Source organism: Butyrivibrio sp. NC2007, assembly GCF_000421405.1.
Taxonomy (GTDB): domain Bacteria; phylum Bacillota; class Clostridia; order Lachnospirales; family Lachnospiraceae; genus Butyrivibrio.
On sequence record NZ_ATWY01000008.1, the window covers coordinates 137964 to 158120 of the forward strand.

Here is a 20157-nt window from a genome sequence, read left to right on the forward strand (position 1 = left end):
GTTTACGGCTCCTGATTGCCGGCAGAATTTTCAGTAGATGAAGCTTCCTGGCCGGCTTCCTGTTCTCCTGTAGATGTCTCTTCTTCACCTGATAAGTTCTCAACATCAGGCGCAGCTATGTTTGGAAACATCGGATCCTCCATGGTCTCGGAGGAATCTCCGAAGCTGTCTATGTCTGCAATGTCTGCAGGAAAAACTCTGGACTGCTTGGTGACGTTTCCGCTGTAATCTGCGACTGCATAATATACAACCGCAGTCTCTTTTTCCCTGTTAAGTACTACCTTCTCTACAACAATCCTGCTGGTAAGGTCACCGTCTTTGGAATCGTAGGCGTTTATCCCGACCTTTAAGTTGTTGTCCGTGGTCTGCGAATCATAGATGATGTCCGTTGCGGAAAACCGAAACTCCGGAGCTGTGCGATCGCTCCTTGTGTAGGCCACCACTATGAGAAAAATCAGTACCCCACTCAATATGGAAAAGAATATTCCAAGAATATTTCCTCTCACTTACAATCCCCTCAATCTTTCCTCGTTACTCCCGATAGATAATTAAGCTCGTTAAGGTCATCGTCATCAGGCTCGATATCAGCTACCGGAGCAGGCCTTGGTCTTCCCGAAGTCTCGGGATTATCCTCTCCGTATTTGCCATAGTACTTGCCGTAATACTTGCCGTAGTACTTACCATAGTAGCTGCCGTAATGTCCGTAATATCCCTTGCCGGAAATATCAACCTTGTTGAGTACAACGCCCAGCATCTTGGCGCCTGCTTTATCAAGCTGATCCTTAACTCTCTGAGCAAATCTGTAGCTGATGGAATTGCTCTCAATTACCATGATGGTTCCATCACACTGCTTGGCTACAACCGCCGCGTCGATAACGCTTCCCAGAGGCGGCGTATCTATGATCACGTAATCAAATACCTGCTTCATGTTCTCAAGGACTTTCCCAAAAATCCTTCCGCCCAGAAGTTCACTGGGGTTTGGCGGAACAGGTCCTGCAAAGACAACGTAGAGGTTTGGAGTGTCGGTCTCGCAGATAACACTTGAGAGCCTCTCTCTTCCAACCAGGCAATGGGTAAGTCCCAGTCTAACCGAACCTGTACGGTATCTTCCTACCAACACTGACTTACGCATATCGGCATCCACCAGAACAGTCTTTTTACCCGCTTCCGCAAAGGCTCTTGCCAGTGCCATAGCCACGGTGGTCTTGCCTTCTCCCGGAGTACAGCTGGTGACGGAGATTACTCTGACGTTCTGACCGCTGAATTCCACGTTGCTTCGAAGGGTCTTATATGCTTCTTTTATCTGATAGTTGTTCTCTGACTGACTAAAATGAAGCTTCGCGCTCTGCATATATCCCCCTTACTTTTTCTTCTTATCTTTCTTCTTGGATTTCTTTTTATCCGTCTCTTCTGTTGTCAGCGGAACAAGAGCAAGGGTGCTGAGCCCAAGGTATCTCTCAACGTCGTCATTGCTCTTAATTGTGTCATCCAAAAGGTATTCAAGGATTGCGAAGAAAGCAATGATGACAGCTCCCAAAAATCCTGCAATTATGGTCCATCTCGTGACGCTGGGGCCGGACTTCTGCGTTGGAACATTAGCTGTCTCAGCAACGTTGATGGCATCGATATCCATAACGTTGGTGATGTGCTCACTGGCCACTTCTCTGATGCAGTTGGCTATCTGCATAGCCATCAAAGGATCCTCATCCCTGGCAGTTATTGCAACTATTCGGGTATCGGAAGGCGTATCGACCTTGAGAACCTTTGAAAGATCCTCATAGTCTACATCCACAAGGTTGAGTCTCTGGATGACCTCCTCAATAACATATCTGCTCTTTATCAGCTCCGCATAGTCCTGGGTGAGCTGCGTTGATATCTGCACGTCGGAATATGTCACGGTCTGGTTTTCTTCTTTGTTAAGGATGTAGATCTTGGTGGTAGAATCGTAGACAGGGTGCAATACAAACTTGCTGACAAAAAGCCCCGCAAGGCCAAAAAAGATACCTGCGCTGATGATCAGAAAGGCCCTGCCCAGAAGTACCGAAAATAGTTCCCCCAGATTGATTTCAATTATGTCGTCCCTATTCCCCATGGACACTCCTCTTAGATTAGTTCGTTTCTTATCACATTGGCGGGATTGGTGAAAAAGAGCTTCTTCCCGTAATCTTCGCCATACTTTCTCTCTACATAGTTCCTGCAATCAAGAAGATTAGGTGCTCTGCGCCCGGTATCGTGAGCGTCGGATGCCACAAAATGCACCAGCTCTTCCTTTAAGAGCTTCTTTGTAAAATGGCTTATGCCAAATCCATACTTGCCCATTATGCTGGATGCATTGACCTGAATAAAGCTTCCCATTTCGATAAGATCTTTTACCCTAGACGGATGGGATACGATATCACTGTACCTCTCCACATGAGCAATTATGGGAATAAAGCCAGCTGCCTGAACCCTGCTTATGGCATTTTGTATCGCCTTGTAAGGGTTGGTCGGATGAAACTCCACAAGCACATAGTCGCTCCCAGCAAGAGAACATATCTTGCCCTCTATAAGCTCTTCCATAGTTTCATCGCTATAGTAGATCTCGTTTCCGGAAAAGAGCTTTGCCTTTATACCTGCTTCCTTGGCGGCCTCCTGGAGCTTTTTCCTGTAGACCACGTTGTGCTCAGGGCTTACATTGTGATGCATGGGCTTGTGATGCGGAGTCAGGATCAGATGTGTGATCCCGTTCTTGTCAGCAATCCTCAGCATTTCCAGGCTCGTTTCCATGTCGGGAGACCCATCATCGACCCCCGGCAGGATGTGACAATGTATATCAATAGTCGGCTCAAGTTTACTCATAAATTGATGAAAAGCAATTCCTCACCATAAATTGTTATAAAATAATACAATATATCATAATAATTATACTACAGCAAATCGCGTGGTTTCAACATTCTGTGGTGATTTATAGAAATTTTATCAAGATATGGTATGATTTAATTATTATCAAAACCATGTTAGAAAAAGGAGAAAAATGATATGCTTCCGCAGGATCCGATCATACTTTTGAGCTATGTAAATACGCAGCTGAGAGACAACTACTCGAGCCTTGATAAACTCGCTGAAGGCCTTGATATGAGCGAGGAAGAGGTAAAAGAGATGGTGGGGAAACTTGAAGGTGTTGGGTATAAATATGATGAAGAGGTAAATCAGTTCAAGTGAGTCACTGGGGACGTTTCAGTTTGACTCATTTTGAGTCAAACTGAAACGTCCCCGGTGACTCACGCCTGGAATTTCACAGCCACAGCACCCTGTTGCTGCTCGCCTTGCGCAGCAGTCTCAAACGCTTTCGCTTCTTCTGCCGAAAATCCTTCTGCAGCCTCTTTTTCCAGGCTGATCTCATAGTCTATTGCTCTGGCGAGGGCGATAAGTCCCGCGCCGAAAACGTAGTCCCCATCATCATGGGCCTTTTTCACATATCTTTCTATACTTGCAATAAGGTGTTCTCTAGGAAATTCCGAAAGCACCCTGATAGCATCATCAAAGTAGGGCTTCTCAATGTTCCTAATACAGTCAAAGAGGAAATCTTCCGCCTTTAAGTTGTCAGGATAACCCAGCTTTTCATAGAGCTTTACTCCGTTGAGAACATAGATATCCTTGGTATATCTGCCTAAATCCGCAAAAGCATCACCATTGTTGACCTTGCCGGATTTTATTCCTTCACATATTGATGCAATTTCAAGATCGGTCAGAGTCTTCTTGAAAAATACCGGTTTGATATTATCCGGGGATATCAGCGTTTTTATTCGCTTCTTCCCAAGGTTATCTTTTTCAATGCCATTAAATTTCGCACGGCACTTCTGTTCCCACTGATACCTGAATTCATTCCAGTCCGCGGTAGCAAATCTGGAAGTTGAAAGGCGCATGTCTGCCTTGACAGCGTCAAAAGCCTCTTTGCATATTTCTTTCGGATAGTCTGATACAGTACCCATAAGTTCCTTCAGAGCTTCTGTTATCATTTTGTTTCCGGACCACTCCTGCTCACCGCCATATACTCCATCAATCATGTAAACAAAACATTTATTATCATTGCTTCTAAAATCAAATCTCTTGACCAATGCAAGCGGATAGTACTTTCCTTTGATGTATACCCACCTTCCGCTGCTGCTTACTTGTACATCCTTAACTTTCTTGCCTTTACTTGTCACGTAGGGGCGAAATTTCTCTCCTGCGAGAAGTCTGTATATCTCACTCTTAAGGAACTTATCTCCCCAGTAAGGTACCACCTGGTCATGAGCAAATCTCTCTGCTGTATGTTTTATTAAAAGAACTGCCGGAGCACCAAATATCAGAAGTCCGATCGGCATTGATGCCAATGCTATAAAGGAACAAAGAAGAGTTACAAATACCCAGTAAATCTTTTTGAATAATTCTCCGCTCCTGAAATACCCTTTTAAATAGTTCCACATGTGCTTACTGCTTTTTCCTTTTCTTTATCTGCTTCTTTAAGAGTTATCTCATATCCGATCTCTTTTGACAAGCTTATGAGTCCTGCTGCCCAGACAAGATCGTCGGCATCATGGGCCTTTACTATATCCGCATCAATACGAGCGATAAGTTCATCCTTAGGAAACATATTCTTAAGAACAGCAATCGCATCATTAAAGTATGACTTCTTAATATCCTTAAGGCAATCAAAAAGAAATCCCATCCATTCCTTATTTGCAGGATATCCGATCCTTTTGAGGACATTTATTCCATTACATACACAGTACTCATCGGAATAGTTTGTTATGTCAAAAAGAGCATACGGCCTTTCTATCTCGCCATTTTTGATAGCCTTTGCAATGGTCTTGAGCTCATCATCAAGAAGGACTCTTCGAAACATCTGCTTGTAGACGATGTGTTCCTCGGTAATCTCTTTAAGGGATTCTTCTATTTCCTCATCAGTGGCCTTTCCACTAAGAAGCTTTGAATACTCCCTCTCCCAAAGGTATCTTACTTCAAACCAGTCAGCATAGGCCAGTTCTTTGTAATCTCCGGGCCATACTTTCTTAAAAGCTTTGGCGCGATTACTCGGAAGATCATCATAGGTAGTATCATCAATTCTAAGTGCCAGTGGTGGAAAGAGCTCTCTGAGAGCCATTTTGACAAGTCCCGGCCTGAGCGTCTTGACATTTATCATAACCGATTCGCCGTCTATCATTTCAAACTCATTTTCAAGTCCGGAAAGTCCCTTAATAAGGGGTATCGGATAAATTTCTCCCACGATCATGACCCATCTTCCGCTTTCACTTACCAGAACATCATTGCACTTATAGCCGTCTTTCGTTATATAAGGCGAAAACTTATCCTCAGCAAGGAGCTTAAAAATCGCATCCAGACCAAAGAGCTTTCCCCAGTAAGGAACCGGCGATGCAATTCTAAAGGATGACAAAATGGTTAAAAGACCTTTAATATAATTCCACATAAAAAATCCTATCTAACGCAAATAAGGGAAACGCTTTAGAGAGCGTTTCCCTAAATATCTAAATCTTATTTAGCAAGGATCATCATGATCTCGTTGCTTCTCTGTACAAACTTGGTCATTGCTTCGCCCTCAAGAGGTGCATTCTGGATGCGTGCAAGATCATAGAGCTGCTCGCAGATGGTCTTGGTGTTCTCGCCGTCTTCATGCTCCATCACATACTGAACAAGAGGATGATTAGCATTTAAGATAAGGGTCTGTCCCTCTGCTCCGAAGTCGCCCATTCCCATACCGTTCATGGCATACATCTTCATCATCTCTGCCATACGACGGGATTCCTCTGATACAGTAAGCATTGATGAAACCTTCTTATCTTTAAGCTTCTCAAGCTTAACAGTGAGCTTGTCGTTCTTAAGAGCTTTCTTGATCTTCTCTGAGAGCTCTTTCTCCTTCTCTTCAAGCTCAGCTGCTGCCTTCTTGGAAGTTCTGGACTTAAAGGTATCTGTAAGGTCAGCATCGATCCTCTTGAAGCGGATGCCCTCGTTCTTGCGCTCAAGCTGCTCCATGAAAGGAACATCGATGTTGTGCTTCATAACAAAAGCTTCCATCTTCTGAGCCTTGAACATGTTGATGTACTGGCTCTGCTGCTGCTCATCTGTTACGTAGTAGATGGTGCGAGGCTCCTTGATCTCTTTTACTGATTCAACCTTCTTGCCATCGTCTACAACCTCAGCTTCAATCTTTTCTCCGTTTTCGCCTCTAGCCGTCTGATTCAGCGAATCGTCTGCGCCATTCTGGCTTGACTCTTCGGAATCATTGGCATGGGCGCCATCAGCGACTCCCTCTGGATCGTCGGATGTCGCTCCATCCTCAGCCTCTTTGTTGATCTGAAGAGCCTCAGGAGTTGTAAGGTACTTGCCATCCAGGTTCTTAAAGAGGATGTAGTCTGTCATCTTCTCGCAGAACTTGTCATCGCGAAGGCAACCATACTTGATGAATGGGCTGATGTCATCCCAGTACTTGTCATAGTTCTCTTTATCAGTCTTGCAAAGACCTGCAAGCTTCTCTGCAACCTTCTTTGAAATGTACTCAGAGATCTTCTTGACAAAACCATCGTTCTGAAGAGCTGATCTTGATACGTTAAGAGGAAGGTCAGGACAATCGATAACACCCTTAAGGAGCATCAGATACTCAGGAATTACTTCCTTGATGTTATCTGCGATAAATACCTGGTTGTTGTAGAGCTTGATTGTTCCCTCGATGGATTCAAACTCCATGTTGATCTTAGGGAAGTACAGGATACCCTTTAAGTTGAAAGGATAATCCATGTTGAGGTGGATCCAGAAAAGTGGCTCCTTGTAGTCTCTGAAGACCTTTCTGTAGAACTCCTTGTACTCCTCGTCTGTGCAGTCCTTGGGGGTCTTAGCCCAAAGAGGATGGATATCGTTCAAAAGCTCAGGTCTTCTCTTTATCTTGTACTGAAGTTCAGGCTCCTCAGTCTCGCCTTCCTTCTTCTCGGGATGAACCTCTTCGATCACAGTATCTGAATCAAGCTTCTCTGAAGCCTTGATAGTCTGTGTTCCCTCTTCATTCTCTTTTGACAGATAGATCTCGTAAGGCATGAATGAGCAGTATTTCTGGATAACTTCTCTTGCCTTGTACTCATTGCAGAACTCAAGGCAATCCTCTGAGAGGTGAAGTGTTACTGTTGTACCAACTTCTGCCTTGGTGCCGTCATCCATCTCAAAGTCCGAACCGCCATCGCAGGTCCAGTGCACAGGTGTGCCACCCTTGTATGAAAGAGTATCGATATCTACTGAATCAGAAACCATGAAGGTTGAGTAAAAACCGAGTCCGAAATGACCGATGATCTGATCGGCATTGGCCTTGTCCTTGTACTTGTTAAGGAAGTCTGTAGCACCTGAAAATGCCACCTGGTTGATGTATTCCTCAACCTCCTCAGCAGTCATACCGATACCGTTATCTACGATCTTGATGGTCTTGTCCTTGTCGTTTAATATAATGTCCACGCGAGGCTTGAAATCATCGGGAAGCTGGTACTCGCCCATCATATCCATCTTCTTGATCTTGGTGATGGCATCGCAGGCGTTAGAGATCACTTCTCTGTAAAAGATATCGTGGTCTGAATAGAGCCATTTCTTGATGATCGGAAACATATTCTCGCTGTTGATTGATAAATTACCTTTTTTTGAAGCCATAATTCTCACTCCCTTTTCTATGTATTGCATTCACCCATCAGGGCAAAAAATGTACATCTATCATCGTACAGAAAATAGTTTAAGACCCCCACAACCAAAAGTCAACAAAAATTTAGCACTCACCAGTGGCGAGTGCTAACAAATGTATTTCTTATCATTTAACGTGTTCTGCAACATAGTCGGAATAGCTCATTCCGGTATATTTCTTAAAACAGCGACTGAAATAGTTGGGATCGGGAATTCCCACTTCTGCAGCAGCCTGATACATCTTTACATTTCCTTTTGCTATCTCCATGGCCTTTTTCATTCGAAGGTCCGTAAGATATTCAACAAACTTTTTACCCGTATCTGCCTTAAACTTTCTTGATAAATAGCTTGCCGAGAAGCCGAAGTGCTGGGCTATAAACGCAAGGTTTAATTCCTTGTCCGTGAAGTTCTCCTCAAGATACCTGGTTATCAGATCCGTGGAGCTCTCTTCGGATGATCCGCCCTCTTCATCTGCCTTCTGCTCTTCCCAGTAGTCTTTTTCCTTCTTGAGCTTCTCCGCCGCTCTCTCTAAAACCGGTGTGATCTCAGCCCTTACCATGGGCTTTAACATGTAGTCGAATACCGGAAGGCTTACGCACTTTCTGGCATACTCGAACTTATCGATGGCGGTCATGATGATGATAATGAGCTTAGGGTAACGCGCAGTAGCAACTTCCGTGAACTCGATTCCATCCATAAAGGGCATGGAGATGTCAACAAAGGCAATATCCGGGCGAAGGTCGTCAATGATATTGATGGCCTCGATTCCGCTGGCTGCTTCTCCCACAACCTCCATTCCGAGGCTCTCCCAGTCAATGGCCGCTCGCATCAGCTTTCTTGCGGATTCCTCATCATCTATTATCATTACTCTCAGTGCTCTGTTCATCATTTTGCTCCAATGGTTATTTCAATTCTGGTGTACTCACCGGGTTCACTTTCTATTTTAACGCAGTCTTTCTTGCCCGTGTACATTCTGATCCTCTGAATTGTTCCCCAAAGTCCGAAGCTCTCATCAGCCTCCTTGGGCCTGTCCTTCTCATCCGCAGAGAGGATCTTGTCGATCTTATCCTGGTCCATTCCAACACCGGTATCATTGACGATAATGTGAAGCTCCCTCTCGGGATACTCTTCGCCCTCGATCTCATCGATGTAGGCCGAAATACTGATAAGACCCTTCTCGCCTTTTAATCTGATGCCGTGGTAGATACTGTTTTCAACCAGTGGCTGAAGGATAAGCTTAGGAATAATAAAGTTCTCTGTCTCCTCGGGAATATCATATTCATCTTCTATTATATCCCCATATCTGAGTTTTTGCAGGGACAGGTAGTCCTGTACAATCTTAATCTCCCTTGAGAACGGAATATCTCTGCCACCCTTACTAAGGAAGTTGCGGTAGAAGCTTCCCATGGTCTCCAGCGCGTCATGAACCTTGTCAGCTCCCGCATCCAGCGCCATGTAGCCTATGGTCTCGATGGAGTTGTAGAGGAAATGCGGTTTTATCTGCTCCTGAAGCACACGCATCTCGGCCCTCTGAAGAGTCTTTTCTTTCTCCATAAGTCTGTCGATCAGCTCGTTAACGTGGTCGATCATGTTATTGTAGTCGCCCTCAAGCATGTCAAACTCGCTGCTGCTGACCTCAACGTCGATCTTTTTCAGCTCACCCGATGCTCTGTTTTTCTCCATTGCAGAGGAGAGCTTGAACACCGGATCGGTTATGTTCCTGCTGATAAAAGAGCCTGTAAAGAGCGCCAGTACAACAAATATGGCAAGCATAAATATCAGGACGTTTATCGCGGTAAAAGGCACCACCTCGTTGCCGTAAGTAGAAACCTTAAGCAAAACAATAGGCATATTTCCAACTCTGCAGCCGGAAGCAAGTCCCTTTTCGCCTTCTATTGTTATATCCTTATGGACAATGTCTTTTGAGATAAAAGAGCTGTCGTAGTAAGGCGCAAGATTTCTGTTGCCGGCAAGAAATGAGCCGTCGCTTCCCATGATACAGATATCGGTATATCTAAGATCTCCCAGCATCCTGTTAAAGATGGTGGAAGAAATATTCATCATCATAAGACCGGTCCTTTGCTGGGAATCCAGGTCATAGATAGCTCTGGCAATGGTTACCATCGGCTTGTTTCCAAGCTTTCTGGCGATGTGGTTTGAGTTTAGGGATACAACAGCCTTTCCCTTGCCCTCATATATGTCTTTTCTCCACGTATCTGAAGTCATACGCTCGTAGTCATATTCGTAGGTAAATCTGTTGGTGGCAAACATGATCATATCTTCCCTGAAGACCATGACCGTGTCCACACCTTCAGTGACATTGAGGATATCCATGACGCCGTATCTGGCATCATTTATCATACTGATATCCACTATGTCCGAGTCTGCCCTGAGGAACGTTACCACCCTGTCCTCAGTCATTATAAGTCTCGAGAGTTCAGAATACCTTGCTATATCACTGGATATATTGCTTGACAGAGTACGCAGGACTTTCTCGGACTCTCTCATTCCGTAATTCTTTTTTTCACTTTCAGTGATGAAATAGATGGACACCAAAAAGACAACCGTAACAACCAGGCCGATTCCGAGGATCAGCTGTTTAAGTTTGTTAGATAAGGAAGTATTCATTTTTTCCTGATTTTTTTCCTTCATAAAATATAAGATACCATGTTTTTAATATTAAAGAAACCTGCCGCCCGGGCCCACGAGCCCCGGTGACAGGTCTGCTAATAATCTTATCCTTTATCCCTTTACCGCTCCGGCAATGAAACTCTCCTGAATCTTGCCACTTAAGAATAAGTAAAAGATCAGTGTAGGGAATGTAGCTATACAGAGCGCCGCACCAATCGGGCCCCAGTCTGTGGTATAGGCTCCGGAAAGAGCTTTGATACCAACAGGAAGTGTTCTGTGCTGTGAGTCTGAAATAAATACATTGGCAAACATGAACTCATTCCAGCACTGAAGGTATGAGTAGACACCAACCGTTGATACTGCAGGCTTCATAAGAGGAAGAATGATCCTGAAGAACGTTCCCGTAAGAGAACATCCGTCTATCCTTGCAGCTTCGTCCAAAGCATAGGGTATCTCTACCATGAATCCTGTACAGATAAGGATTGACATTGACAGAGCAAATGCAGAGTAAGGAACAATAAGTGTTGAATACTTATTGAGCCAGTGAAGCTTTGAAAGTACTACATAAACAGGAACGATCGAAGCCTGGATCGGAATGGTAAGTCCCAGCATAAAGAATGCGTTGGTGAGCTTATTGAGTTTCCAGCTGATTCTTGTTATCGCATAGGTTGCCATCATTGCTGCGAAAAGAGAAATCGCAATGGCAAGTGTTGTTACAAGTAAGCTGTTAAAAAAGTAAAGAAGCATGTTGCCGGTGCCAAGTGCTCTGGTGTAGTTGGTCCAGAGCCATTCCCTCGGAAGTCCGACAATGTTTGCTCCGAAAATCTCTTCGTTTGACTTAAGCGAGAAAGTGAACATGAAGTAAATAGGGAAGAGATTTATCAGCGCCCAGACCCCAAGGAAAATGTACATCAGGACTTTGGCGGCCGGATTAGTTTTTTTGATTATATCTGAATTAGTGTTCCCCATTGTTTAGTCCCTCTCCCTAAATATTGCTGTTATCGCCAGTGCAAATGCAAAGCAGAGCAAAATAAGCATTACAGAAATGGTACTTCCCATTCCGTATCTGTTCCTAAGGAACAGCATGTTCTCAAGAAGAGTACTCGGAACTTCAGTGGTCTGGAATGGTCCGCCCTCTGTCAGGATCCTTACAAGGTCGTAGGTCTTAAGTGAACCGGTAACCGCGAAGATAACGCTTACTCTGATGATAGGCTTGATGATAGGAATAACGATGTACCTGTCAACCTGCCAAGGTGATGCTCCGTCAAGCATTGCTGCTTCCCTGAGGTCAGTGGATACTCCTTTTACTCCGGCGTACATAAGGAGCATATGGTATCCGATATACTGCCAGATAGTAGGAACTATGATCGCTCCAAGAGCAGTTTTTACTTCACCAACCCATACGTGCTTCCAACTTCCAAGATTAACAGCATCAAGGAATCTGTTTAAAAGACCGTAATCAGGGTTATATATCTTAAGCCAAAGTTGGCCAATTACCACAGTTGAAATCAGTACAGGCATAAAAAATACTGACAGAAAGAATCTCTCTTTCTTTGGGCGTCTTCCAAGAAGAAGTGCCAGGAAAAGAGAAAACGGCAGCTGAACAAATACTGAAAAGAAAGCCAGTATAAGTGAGTTCTTAAGACCTGTCATGAACTTGATAGATCCGTTTGTAAATAATTCGATGTAGTTGTTAAACCCGATAAAAGTTCCTTCCGAGAAACCGTTCCAGTCATACATACTTCTGTAAACAGACACAGCGATAGGTGCGATCAGAATGCTCACAAATAGCAGTAATGCAGGGAGAAGAAACAAAAATATGGTAATCCCTTTTTGTATATCCGCAGTTTTTTTATTCATACAAGCAACCTTCCAAAAAAATCGGTCCTTTCTGTATTCCCAAAGAAACGCAGGAAGGACCGATGTAATGTTAAATATTACCTAATGTCTTTTGCAAGACCGTCAGTAAATGCTTTTCCGTCAACCTGGCATCCATAAACCTGATCAACATATGAAAGATATGTATTTGCATCGTCAGCAGACATAGCTGTATCACCAAAGAGTACGAAGCTGTCAGCCTTGCTGCAGATCTCTGATACAGTCTGTGTAAGTCCGTTTACGCTGCTTGTGTCACCGTAAGGTGTCCATGCAGGAAGTCCACATCCATCAAGGTAGCCATAGTGGCAGATAAGCTTACCAAGCTCGAAAGCATAGTCAGCAGCTGCTGCAGCGTTAGGTGAAGAAGCTGCTACTGCAAGTGTATCTGAAGGTCCACCGATGAGCTGTCCAAGTTTAGCCTTGTCAGCGTTGATTACAGGGAACTCACCAACCTTTACCTTAGGGAAGAACTCTTCGTTTGCTGCGAAGTCTGCACAGTTCCATGTTCCGTTCATGTAGAATGCATACTTGCCAGCCATGAAGTTGTTCTTAACTTCGTCGTTTGTAAGGCCGATTCCTGAAGGATCGAAGTAACCATCTGTTACAAGCTTCTGGAATGTATCAACAGCGTCTGTAACGTCCTGATTATCCCATGTTGCTCTTCCGAGGAAGATGTCATTAAGTGTGTCAGCGCCTGCGCTCTTCTCGATAACAGACTCAAGATACTCAGTTACACACCATGTCTCTTTTCCTGCACATCCGAAAGGAATGATTCCGGCTGCTTTAAGCTTGTCGCAGCATGCGATAAACTCATCATATGTTCCGGGGATCTCTGTGTAGCCAACCTGCTCAAGGAGCTCCATGTTAGCAAAAAGACCAACGATGTTCATTGTTGTAGGAACGCCGTAGTGCTTGCCATCATAAGTTGTGTTGCCAAGCATGTTCTCAGGAAGTTCGCTCTTCCAGTTCTGATAAGCATCATCGAGGCAGTAAACCTTACCTGCATCAACGAAGTCACCAAGGAATGCACATGACCATGTGAAGAAGATATCAGGCATCTCGTTAGCAGATACAGCAGCTTTGATCTTTGTCTTGTAAGACTGGTTCTCAAAAGCTTCCCATGTGAAGTTGATATCAGGATATTTAGCCTGCATATCAGCTATAGCTGCTTCATAAGCGTGACGGTTTGAATCACTCTCAGTTGCGATACACCACATTGTAAGAGAAATAGGCTCTGAAGAGTCGGTATTCTCTACTGCAGCAGGCTCTGCTGCCGGCTCAGCTGCGGGCTCTGCGGTTGTTGCTGCAGGCTCAGCAGGTGCGGTTTCTGCAGGTGCAGAAGATCCGCCACATGCGACGAGAGACATAGCCATAACTCCCGCCAACAAGGTTGAAACAATTCGCTTCATTTTCATAACACACCTCTCCTTTGTTGTAAGTATTATTTTATTGAACCCTGACCATTGGCCATGGGTAAGCAACCGTAAGTTTGTCACCGTTTAAGGTGTAATAAAGATACGCATCCTCCATCGGGTCATTATACATAAGCTTGATCCTGGATTTGTCCTCATCAATGGTATAGTGTCCGTAGAAAATGTTCTCCTCACTAAACTCCCCTTTGTCCGTAAACACATAGGACCAGCCGTTTGACTGGAGCCAGTTTCCGACAATTCCGTCACCTGTACCGCTCCTTGTGTAGGTGGACTCCTCATACAGAAGCATCTTCTCTCCGTCCATCTCGTAGCGGATACGCTGCTGCTCTCCGTTCTCATCCGTGAGGGTTATATAGGTATCATCCTTGGTGTAAGTGTACTCATTCCCCTTGTAAGTAGCCTTACCATCTTCTGAGAGAGCAATGACAGCTTCCATTGGCTCATGGATATAAGCCCATTTTTCAGTTTTACTTCCACATCCTCCAAGTACGGTAAGAACAAACAGCATTGCAATTGCTAAACTATATACTCTTAATTTTTTCATACTCTTATTCCCCGTTTCAGTAAAACTTACTACAACTTAACTATATCCAATCGAGTTGTCTGATAGAATGGATTTCTTTTACCTCAACAAGCACATTTTTTACTTCTTTAACAGAAAGTTAATTGTTTGTTTGCAAATTTTATGCATTTTAGACAAAAAGAAAAGCACTTGTTTTTACACAAGTGCTAAACCGTTGTAAATTATGACGGATAAAAGTAAAAAATCTGCTTATGAGTTGAAATATTTCTCGTAGACTTCCATGAACCCCGTAGCAGTAACGTTCTCATCCTCGATGAGTTTAACGCTGTCCCAGAGCTTTTCATTGAGCTGCTTGGTAAGAGTTGCCACAAAGGCATCGTACTGAGCTCCGAAAACCTCCCTTTTTCTCTCTGCCACGATCTTTACCTTGTTGGCTTCGGTCTCCTCGCGGTTGAAGGTGCTGATACACTTAAGTATCACATAGCCGTCTTCTGTTTCTATGATCTCGCTCGTCTGCTCCGTTCCGAGATTAAAGGCTGCTGTCTCGAATTCAGCATCTTTTTCGCCTTTGCCAAAAGAGATTGTGCCTTCATCCGCCTCGTTGTACTGGGCCATAAGCTCTTCAAAGCTTCCACCGTTTAACAGGTTCTTGAAAACCTCTCTGCATCTTCTGTAAGCAGCATCCTTCTCACCATCGCTGAAGGGAACCTTGTTTCCTTCGCTATCCAGGGAATAGGTCTTTATCAGAATCTGTTCAACGGTTATGGTTCTGGCTTCATCATCAGAAATCTCGGGGTTGATGTCTCTTATAATGTAATCGTAGAGCTTATCCGCTATTGCCTGTTCTCTTATTATGCCCTCAATATCTTCATAGGCAACGCCGTTCATGGCCTCTTTGTCAGCGTCGGAGAGCTGTTCGAAATATTCCTGCGCTGCTGCCGAAACGAGCTGTTCTTCGGACTCATCAAGTGTGATCTCATTTTCTCTTGCCAGAAGATTCATGACCTTTATCTGAGCAATCTTGGCAAGTACTGACTCTTTTAACCTCTCCTCGACTGTGCCCGAGTCTGTCTGGGCCATCCAGATGTCTTTTCCGAAGGTATTCTCATAACCTGACTGGGTTCCCACAAGGTAGACATATGCCTCAGCCAAAGAGCAGGTTGAATCCTCGATCCGAAAGACTTCATCCTTCTCAAAGCCGGTGGTAAATACCACTTTGTTATATGGGAGGGATGCCGAGCACCCTGACAGTATTAGCATTAGCAAAAGAGCTGCTGCCGTTAGTCGTTTTTTCATGATTCAAGTGCCTTTATCATGCTGCGGGCAACAGAGAGTCCGTTGGCGCTGGCCTGCTGAAGTCCTCTTGTAACTCCCGCGCCGTCTCCGATAGCCCTAAGGCCCTTAATGCTGGTCTCAAAGTCCTTGTTTACTATAACCTTGTTGGAGTAGAACTTAACCTCTACGCCGTAGAGCAGTGTCTCATCAGAAGCAATACCCGGAGTTACCTTATCAAGTGCTTGTATCATCTCATCGAGGTCAACCATGATCCTGTGAGGGAATACCAGCGAAAGATCGCCGGGAACAGCATCCTTAAGTGTAGGTATCAGATTATTTCTGCAAAGTCTCTCCTCTGTGGTTCTTCTGCCGCGCTTGAAATCGCCGTAGGTCTGAACCAGGATCTTGCCTCCACAGAGCATGTTCGAGAGCTCTGCTATCTTCTTGCCGTACTCAATAGGTGTCTTGAAAGGCTTGGTAAAGTTCTTGGACACAAGAAGTGCAAAGTTTGTATTGTTTGTCTTAAACTCTTTTCCCTTATAAGCGTGACCGTTTACAACAGCAAGTCCGCCCTCGTAGTACTCAGTGGCAACTTCGCCTGAAGGGTTTGTACAGAAGGTTCTTACCTTGTCGTCAAAGGTAGGTGTGTGGTAAATGAGCTTAGCCTCGTAGAGGTTTTCGTTAAGGAACTGCATTACCTCATCCCTGACTTCTACTCTTACGCCCACATCAACAGTGCCGGGGCTTGTCTCAATACCGATCTCCTCGCACTTGTCTTTAAACCAGTCTGCTCCTTCACGTCCAACGGCGCTGACGATCTCTTTTGCAGTAAAGGTATCACCCTTGTCGGTGGTAATAGCTGTGGCTCTTCCATCCTCGACAACGATGTCTGTCACCATAGTGTTAAACTCGATATCTACGCCCTGCTTCAGGATATGCTCCTGAAGTCTTGAGTAGATTTTGTAGCCTTCCTCTGTTCCGAGATGTCTGATGGGGCATTCAACGAGCTTAAGATTTGCTCCGATAGCTTTTCTTCTGATCTCGCGAAGCTCTGCTTCCTTGTCGATACCGTAGACATTTTTGTCTGCGCCAAACTTAAGATAGATCTCGTCCGACTCGTGGATGAGATCTGTGGCCTTGTCATAACCGAGGATCTCGGGAAGATTTCCTCCTACATCTGGTGAAAGAGATAGCTTACCGTCTGAAAATGCTCCGGCTCCAGCAAAACCTGTTGTGATGGAGCAGGGCTTACAGCCTGCACAGGTCTTGGTCACACGCTTGGGACAATTTCTTTTCTCTATCGAACGGCCCTTCTCAACTATGAGAACCTTAAGGTCAGGCCTTTTCTCCATAAGTTCGTAGGCACAGAAGATTCCGCCGGGGCCTGCGCCGATAATTACTACATCATAATTCTTAGTCATAAATACTCCTTTTTTGATTTCTGGTGCTCTCTATCACTTTTCTTACCTCATCTCTGGCATTTGAAAAAGCCAGGGCGATGTTGGGGTCAAAGTGTGTTCCGGAGCCCTCCAATATTATATCCATGGACTCCTCAATTGAAAATGCCTTTTTGTAACACCTGTCTGAAGCCAGTGCGTCAAAGACATCCGCAACTGCCATTATCCTGGCAGAGAGAGGAATATCCTCCCCTGAAAGTCCCATCGGATAGCCTTTGCCGTCCCATCTCTCGTGATGGTACAGCGCCAGATTCCTTGCTTCCTTGAGATAATCGGAATCAGGAACCTTTTCAATAACCTGGTCTATTATATCAGCTCCTGCAAGAGTGTGATCCTTCATCTTCTTGTACTCTTCATCATCAAGTCTTGATGGCTTATTGAGGATCCTGTCGGAGACCTTGATCTTGCCGATATCATGAAGAGGCGCGGATTTAATGACATCTGACACAAATTTATCCGTCAGCATGTCACAATAGATTCCCTCTTTCTTAAGCTCATCCATGATGATACCGGTGTAACGGGCAGTCTTTTTAACATGCTCACCGGTGTTCTGGTCTCTGCTCTCTACCATGTCCGCAAGCACCATGATCAGCGCGTTTTGCATGATACTGATGGTCTCGTTTTTGTGCTTTATATCCTCCAGATAGTTCAGGTTATCTTCTGTCATCTCAGAGAACGCCAGATAGAGGTTCTCTGTTTCATCACCGGTTTCGATGTCGATCTTGTTAAAGAGCTCAACCGTGTCATGGAGGGACTCATCCCTGTCCTGCGTAAAGATAGAAGCTGTATATGCCATAGTATTCAGCGGAAGGATCATCTGGTACTCAACAAAGTACAGGCTCACAGCAAGGATAAAGGCAAAGATACCGAAGAAAAGAGAGATTATCCTGACTCTGAAGCTCCTTGCCTGCATCATGATCTGGTGCATGGAAATGTCGACACCTGCATGGGCAGCGACTTTACCGGCAGAATTCATTACGGGTTCAAAGACTGTAAGGACCCAGCCAAACTTGTCATTGACAACTATAGGCTCAACCTCTTCTGCCTCAGAAAGACCTGTCCTGTACTCTCCGATGGTCTCTTTAAATCCCACTACATCTCCCGGTTCTCCTCCGAGCACATCTTCAGTATCAATGTCAAACACGACATGACAGCCATCTTCCATTATCTTGTAGACATAGACATACTGAACTATGTCATCGGAAGTTGTAAGTATCTCCTCAAGCTCTTTATATATCTCGTTGTAGCCTTCTGCTGACTCGCCCTTTTCAATGAACTCATCTATGCGATCTCCGTCAACGAAGGAAGCAGCTCTTTTGGCAATGACCTCTGCAAGCTCAGTCTCTCTGTCTACAAGGCTGTTGTAGTAGATGTAGTAGCTGATGGCCATAGCTGATGCACCGATAAGGAACGATGCCACGGTAATCAGGGATACCAGCTTTAGCCTCAGAGACATCTGTCTGCTCTTCTTTTTGCGGAACTCTTTTACAATCTCGGAAGTAAGAGGCGCCTGCTTCCAGGCATGAATATGGAAGCGCTCCCTGAATTTGCGAGGCAGTATCTGCACTACTATAAGGGCAAAAGACACACTGATGACCTTATCAACCAGATCAATAAGAAAGTCTGCTATAAGTTCTGAAGTAAAAGCTGAAAAAATACCAAGATTATGGATGAATGCAACCAGGCCCGAAGAAGTATCTTCCGCTCCAAAGCCGTAGAGATACCAGGTGATAAGTGCACCTAAAACGCCACCGATGATCGCATCAATGACGATCATGGAAATTATGCCCTGTATCTTTTTAGTCCAATCGCGGTCGTAGAAAAATGCAGTGACTATTGCCACAGAAACATTTAAAGCTCCATATGAAATAGCCATAGGGTCCGAGGTTATGGTCGTCAGAACCGGCCCCATAAGGCCCACAATTATGCCCGGTATATATCCGCCAAGCATTGCAGCTATCATTGTACCAATAAGATCAAGGTACAAGGGAAGCCCTAAGCTGTTACATATAAGTGCTCCGCCGCTGTTAATTAGAATACACACTATTATCAGGGCCAGCATGGTAATAAACTTTTCAAACCCTGACCTTGTTTCCTGTTTTCTGATGATATCCAAAGTGTTCCTCCCCTGACCTGCTGCGCAAAACCGGTCACCTCTGATTATAGCAAATTTGGCGTTTTTTTTCTATGGTGCCGGAAAAGGTCAGGCATCCCTCAAACAGCCAATATTTATACATTTTTTATATTAAATGCGCTATAATTTTAGTACGGCACAGCGATTACTTTTTGATGAATAATTGACTTGCTTAATTTTTCGTTTATTCAACAGGAGCATGAACAATGAAGAAAAGACTCTTTTGCATGGCTCTGAGCTGTATATTGGCGGCGATTGCGATCATTCTTTTCCCGATGCAGGCTATGGCAAGCGGGTTTGATCCCGTCTACTACGCCGAGAGATACCCGGATGTGGCAGCAGCTGTAGGAACAAGCCAGCCGGCTCTGATAAATCATTATCTGACCTTCGGGATCGGTGAAGGGAGATTTCAGAACGCTGCGGAGGAAGCAGCCGGAACCCCGCTTAACACTTATATTGACGTCAACCTCACAACCCAGCATGTAATCTACATTCTGGATGGCGCACCTGTCTGGGAAAGCGACTGTGTATCAGGCGATGTCAGCAAACAAAGAAGCACTCCCACCGGAGTTTTCGCAGTGTATGGCCACGTCGCCGGAACCTATCTGACCGGTCCTACCTGGCACAACTGGGTTGACTACTGGATGCCGTTTTCAAGAGGCGGCTGTGGACTGCATGACGCCACCTGGAGGAGGAAGTTCGGTGGAAACATTTACAAGACAAACGGCTCACACGGATGCGTAAACCTGCCACACGACAAGGCAGAGGAGCTCTTTAATATAGTCACTGTCGGAACTGTCGTAATAGTTCATAAAGATGAATGAGTCAAAGTGAAACGTCCCCGTTGTCTCATAATGAGACACCGGGGACGTTTCACTTTGACTCATTTTGAGACACCGGGGACGTTTCACTTTGACTCATTTCATTAAAATATATCAAGAAAAGTGATTAATTTCACCATGATGTAATTGTACATAATTGTGCTATGATAATATCCATCAGCTAAATTGATTAAAATTTACACTTTTAACATAATATATATCAAATTTAACCCGATATATTTAATGTTGCAGGTGAAAATAAATCAAGATTTAGCAAATGAATGACAGAAAGAGGAGCACAGTTATGAAGAAT

General features: G+C 44.6%; 18 protein-coding genes. 2 read left to right on the plus strand and 16 right to left on the minus strand.

What is annotated here, in order from left to right:
* Positions 1-2 precede the first annotated feature (2 nt).
* From G632_RS19365 to G632_RS0108355, 4 genes are read right to left on the minus strand one after another with little or no spacing between them, the layout of a single operon-like run.
* Positions 3-506 carry a hypothetical protein gene (locus tag G632_RS19365; protein ID WP_022768566.1) on the minus strand — a complete coding sequence of 168 codons (504 nt, stop codon included), beginning with the start codon at positions 504-506 and terminating at the stop codon, positions 3-5.
* 11 nt (positions 507-517) lie between these two features.
* A complete protein-coding gene (locus tag G632_RS0108345; RefSeq protein ID WP_022768567.1) occupies positions 518-1351 on the minus strand; it encodes a polysaccharide biosynthesis tyrosine autokinase in 834 nt (277 codons plus the stop codon).
* A 9-nt stretch (positions 1352-1360) separates the two neighbouring features.
* Positions 1361-2092 carry a YveK family protein gene (locus G632_RS0108350; protein ID WP_022768568.1) on the minus strand — a complete coding sequence of 244 codons (732 nt, stop codon included), beginning with the start codon at positions 2090-2092 and terminating at the stop codon, positions 1361-1363.
* Between the two features lie 11 nt (positions 2093-2103).
* Positions 2104-2838: a CpsB/CapC family capsule biosynthesis tyrosine phosphatase gene (locus G632_RS0108355; protein WP_022768569.1), complete on the minus strand. Its 735-nt coding sequence runs from the start codon at positions 2836-2838 to the stop codon at positions 2104-2106.
* A gap of 180 nt (positions 2839-3018) precedes the next feature.
* Here G632_RS0108355 and G632_RS0108360 point away from each other — a divergent pair, with 180 nt between their 5' ends.
* The gene (locus tag G632_RS0108360; protein ID WP_022768570.1) at positions 3019-3201 is read left to right on the plus strand and encodes a DUF4250 domain-containing protein; all 183 of its coding nucleotides are present in this window, start codon (positions 3019-3021) and stop codon (positions 3199-3201) included.
* Between the two features lie 59 nt (positions 3202-3260).
* Here G632_RS0108360 and G632_RS0108365 read toward each other — a convergent pair whose 3' ends face one another.
* From G632_RS0108365 to G632_RS21135, 12 genes are all read right to left on the minus strand, one after another.
* A complete protein-coding gene (locus G632_RS0108365) occupies positions 3261-4448 on the minus strand; it encodes a hypothetical protein (RefSeq protein WP_022768571.1) in 1188 nt (395 codons plus the stop codon).
* A complete protein-coding gene (locus G632_RS0108370; RefSeq protein WP_022768572.1) occupies positions 4433-5449 on the minus strand; it encodes a hypothetical protein in 1017 nt (338 codons plus the stop codon). Before G632_RS0108370 ends, G632_RS0108365 begins: the two co-directional genes overlap by 16 nt.
* Positions 5450-5514: 65 nt before the next feature.
* Positions 5515-7665, minus strand: a complete 2151-nt coding sequence (htpG, locus tag G632_RS0108375; protein WP_022768573.1) for a molecular chaperone HtpG — start codon at positions 7663-7665, stop codon at positions 5515-5517.
* A 154-nt stretch (positions 7666-7819) separates the two neighbouring features.
* Positions 7820-8578 (minus strand): response regulator transcription factor, encoded by a 759-nt coding sequence (locus G632_RS0108380; RefSeq protein WP_022768574.1) that lies wholly within the window; start codon positions 8576-8578, stop codon positions 7820-7822.
* Entirely contained in the window at positions 8578-10320 is a 1743-nt protein-coding gene (locus G632_RS0108385; RefSeq protein ID WP_022768575.1) for a cache domain-containing sensor histidine kinase, read from the minus strand. Before G632_RS0108385 ends, G632_RS0108380 begins: the two co-directional genes overlap by 1 nt.
* Before the next feature lie 114 nt (positions 10321-10434).
* Positions 10435-11292 (minus strand): carbohydrate ABC transporter permease, encoded by an 858-nt coding sequence (locus G632_RS0108390; protein ID WP_022768576.1) that lies wholly within the window; start codon positions 11290-11292, stop codon positions 10435-10437.
* Between the two features lie 3 nt (positions 11293-11295).
* Positions 11296-12183 carry a carbohydrate ABC transporter permease gene (locus tag G632_RS0108395; protein WP_022768577.1) on the minus strand — a complete coding sequence of 296 codons (888 nt, stop codon included), beginning with the start codon at positions 12181-12183 and terminating at the stop codon, positions 11296-11298.
* 77 nt (positions 12184-12260) lie between these two features.
* Positions 12261-13616 carry an ABC transporter substrate-binding protein gene (locus tag G632_RS0108400; RefSeq protein ID WP_022768578.1) on the minus strand — a complete coding sequence of 452 codons (1356 nt, stop codon included), beginning with the start codon at positions 13614-13616 and terminating at the stop codon, positions 12261-12263.
* Positions 13617-13647: 31 nt separating this feature from the next.
* Positions 13648-14178, minus strand: coding sequence for a hypothetical protein (locus G632_RS0108405; protein ID WP_022768579.1), 531 nt, complete (start codon positions 14176-14178; stop codon positions 13648-13650).
* Between the two features lie 228 nt (positions 14179-14406).
* On the minus strand, positions 14407-15453 hold the full coding sequence (locus G632_RS0108410) for a peptidylprolyl isomerase (protein WP_026512478.1): 1047 nt from the start codon (positions 15451-15453) through the stop codon (positions 14407-14409).
* A complete protein-coding gene (locus G632_RS0108415; RefSeq protein WP_022768581.1) occupies positions 15450-16853 on the minus strand; it encodes an NAD(P)/FAD-dependent oxidoreductase in 1404 nt (467 codons plus the stop codon). Before G632_RS0108415 ends, G632_RS0108410 begins: the two co-directional genes overlap by 4 nt.
* Complete coding sequence (locus G632_RS21135; RefSeq protein ID WP_022768582.1) at positions 16846-19005, minus strand: HD domain-containing phosphohydrolase; 2160 nt, start codon at positions 19003-19005, stop codon at positions 16846-16848. Before G632_RS21135 ends, G632_RS0108415 begins: the two co-directional genes overlap by 8 nt.
* 224 nt (positions 19006-19229) lie before the next feature.
* On the opposite strand from G632_RS21135, the gene G632_RS0108425 reads away from it, so the two are divergent.
* Complete coding sequence (locus G632_RS0108425; RefSeq protein ID WP_022768583.1) at positions 19230-19847, plus strand: L,D-transpeptidase; 618 nt, start codon at positions 19230-19232, stop codon at positions 19845-19847.
* Positions 19848-20157: the final 310 nt, after the last annotated feature.

Excerpts from the sequence above, each read along its gene's own strand:
- G632_RS0108370 (WP_022768572.1), bottom strand. The coding sequence starts at position 5,449 with ATGTGGAATTATATTAAAGGTCTTTTAACCATTTTGTCATCCTTTAGA.
- G632_RS0108425 (WP_022768583.1), top strand. The coding sequence starts at position 19,230 with ATGAAGAAAAGACTCTTTTGCATGGCTCTGAGCTGTATATTGGCGGCG.
- G632_RS0108390 (WP_022768576.1), bottom strand. The coding sequence starts at position 11,292 with ATGGGGAACACTAATTCAGATATAATCAAAAAAACTAATCCGGCCGCC.
- G632_RS0108400 (WP_022768578.1), bottom strand. The coding sequence starts at position 13,616 with ATGAAAATGAAGCGAATTGTTTCAACCTTGTTGGCGGGAGTTATGGCT.
- G632_RS0108380 (WP_022768574.1), bottom strand. The coding sequence starts at position 8,578 with ATGAACAGAGCACTGAGAGTAATGATAATAGATGATGAGGAATCCGCA.
- G632_RS0108405 (WP_022768579.1), bottom strand. The coding sequence starts at position 14,178 with ATGAAAAAATTAAGAGTATATAGTTTAGCAATTGCAATGCTGTTTGTT.
- G632_RS0108415 (WP_022768581.1), bottom strand. The coding sequence starts at position 16,853 with ATGACTAAGAATTATGATGTAGTAATTATCGGCGCAGGCCCCGGCGGA.
- G632_RS0108410 (WP_026512478.1), bottom strand. The coding sequence starts at position 15,453 with ATGAAAAAACGACTAACGGCAGCAGCTCTTTTGCTAATGCTAATACTG.
- G632_RS0108395 (WP_022768577.1), bottom strand. The coding sequence starts at position 12,183 with ATGAATAAAAAAACTGCGGATATACAAAAAGGGATTACCATATTTTTG.
- G632_RS0108355 (WP_022768569.1), bottom strand. The coding sequence starts at position 2,838 with ATGAGTAAACTTGAGCCGACTATTGATATACATTGTCACATCCTGCCG.
- G632_RS0108385 (WP_022768575.1), bottom strand. The coding sequence starts at position 10,320 with ATGAATACTTCCTTATCTAACAAACTTAAACAGCTGATCCTCGGAATC.
- G632_RS0108360 (WP_022768570.1), top strand. The coding sequence starts at position 3,019 with ATGCTTCCGCAGGATCCGATCATACTTTTGAGCTATGTAAATACGCAG.
- htpG (WP_022768573.1), bottom strand. The coding sequence starts at position 7,665 with ATGGCTTCAAAAAAAGGTAATTTATCAATCAACAGCGAGAATATGTTT.
- G632_RS0108345 (WP_022768567.1), bottom strand. The coding sequence starts at position 1,351 with ATGCAGAGCGCGAAGCTTCATTTTAGTCAGTCAGAGAACAACTATCAG.
- G632_RS0108350 (WP_022768568.1), bottom strand. The coding sequence starts at position 2,092 with ATGGGGAATAGGGACGACATAATTGAAATCAATCTGGGGGAACTATTT.
- G632_RS0108365 (WP_022768571.1), bottom strand. The coding sequence starts at position 4,448 with ATGTGGAACTATTTAAAAGGGTATTTCAGGAGCGGAGAATTATTCAAA.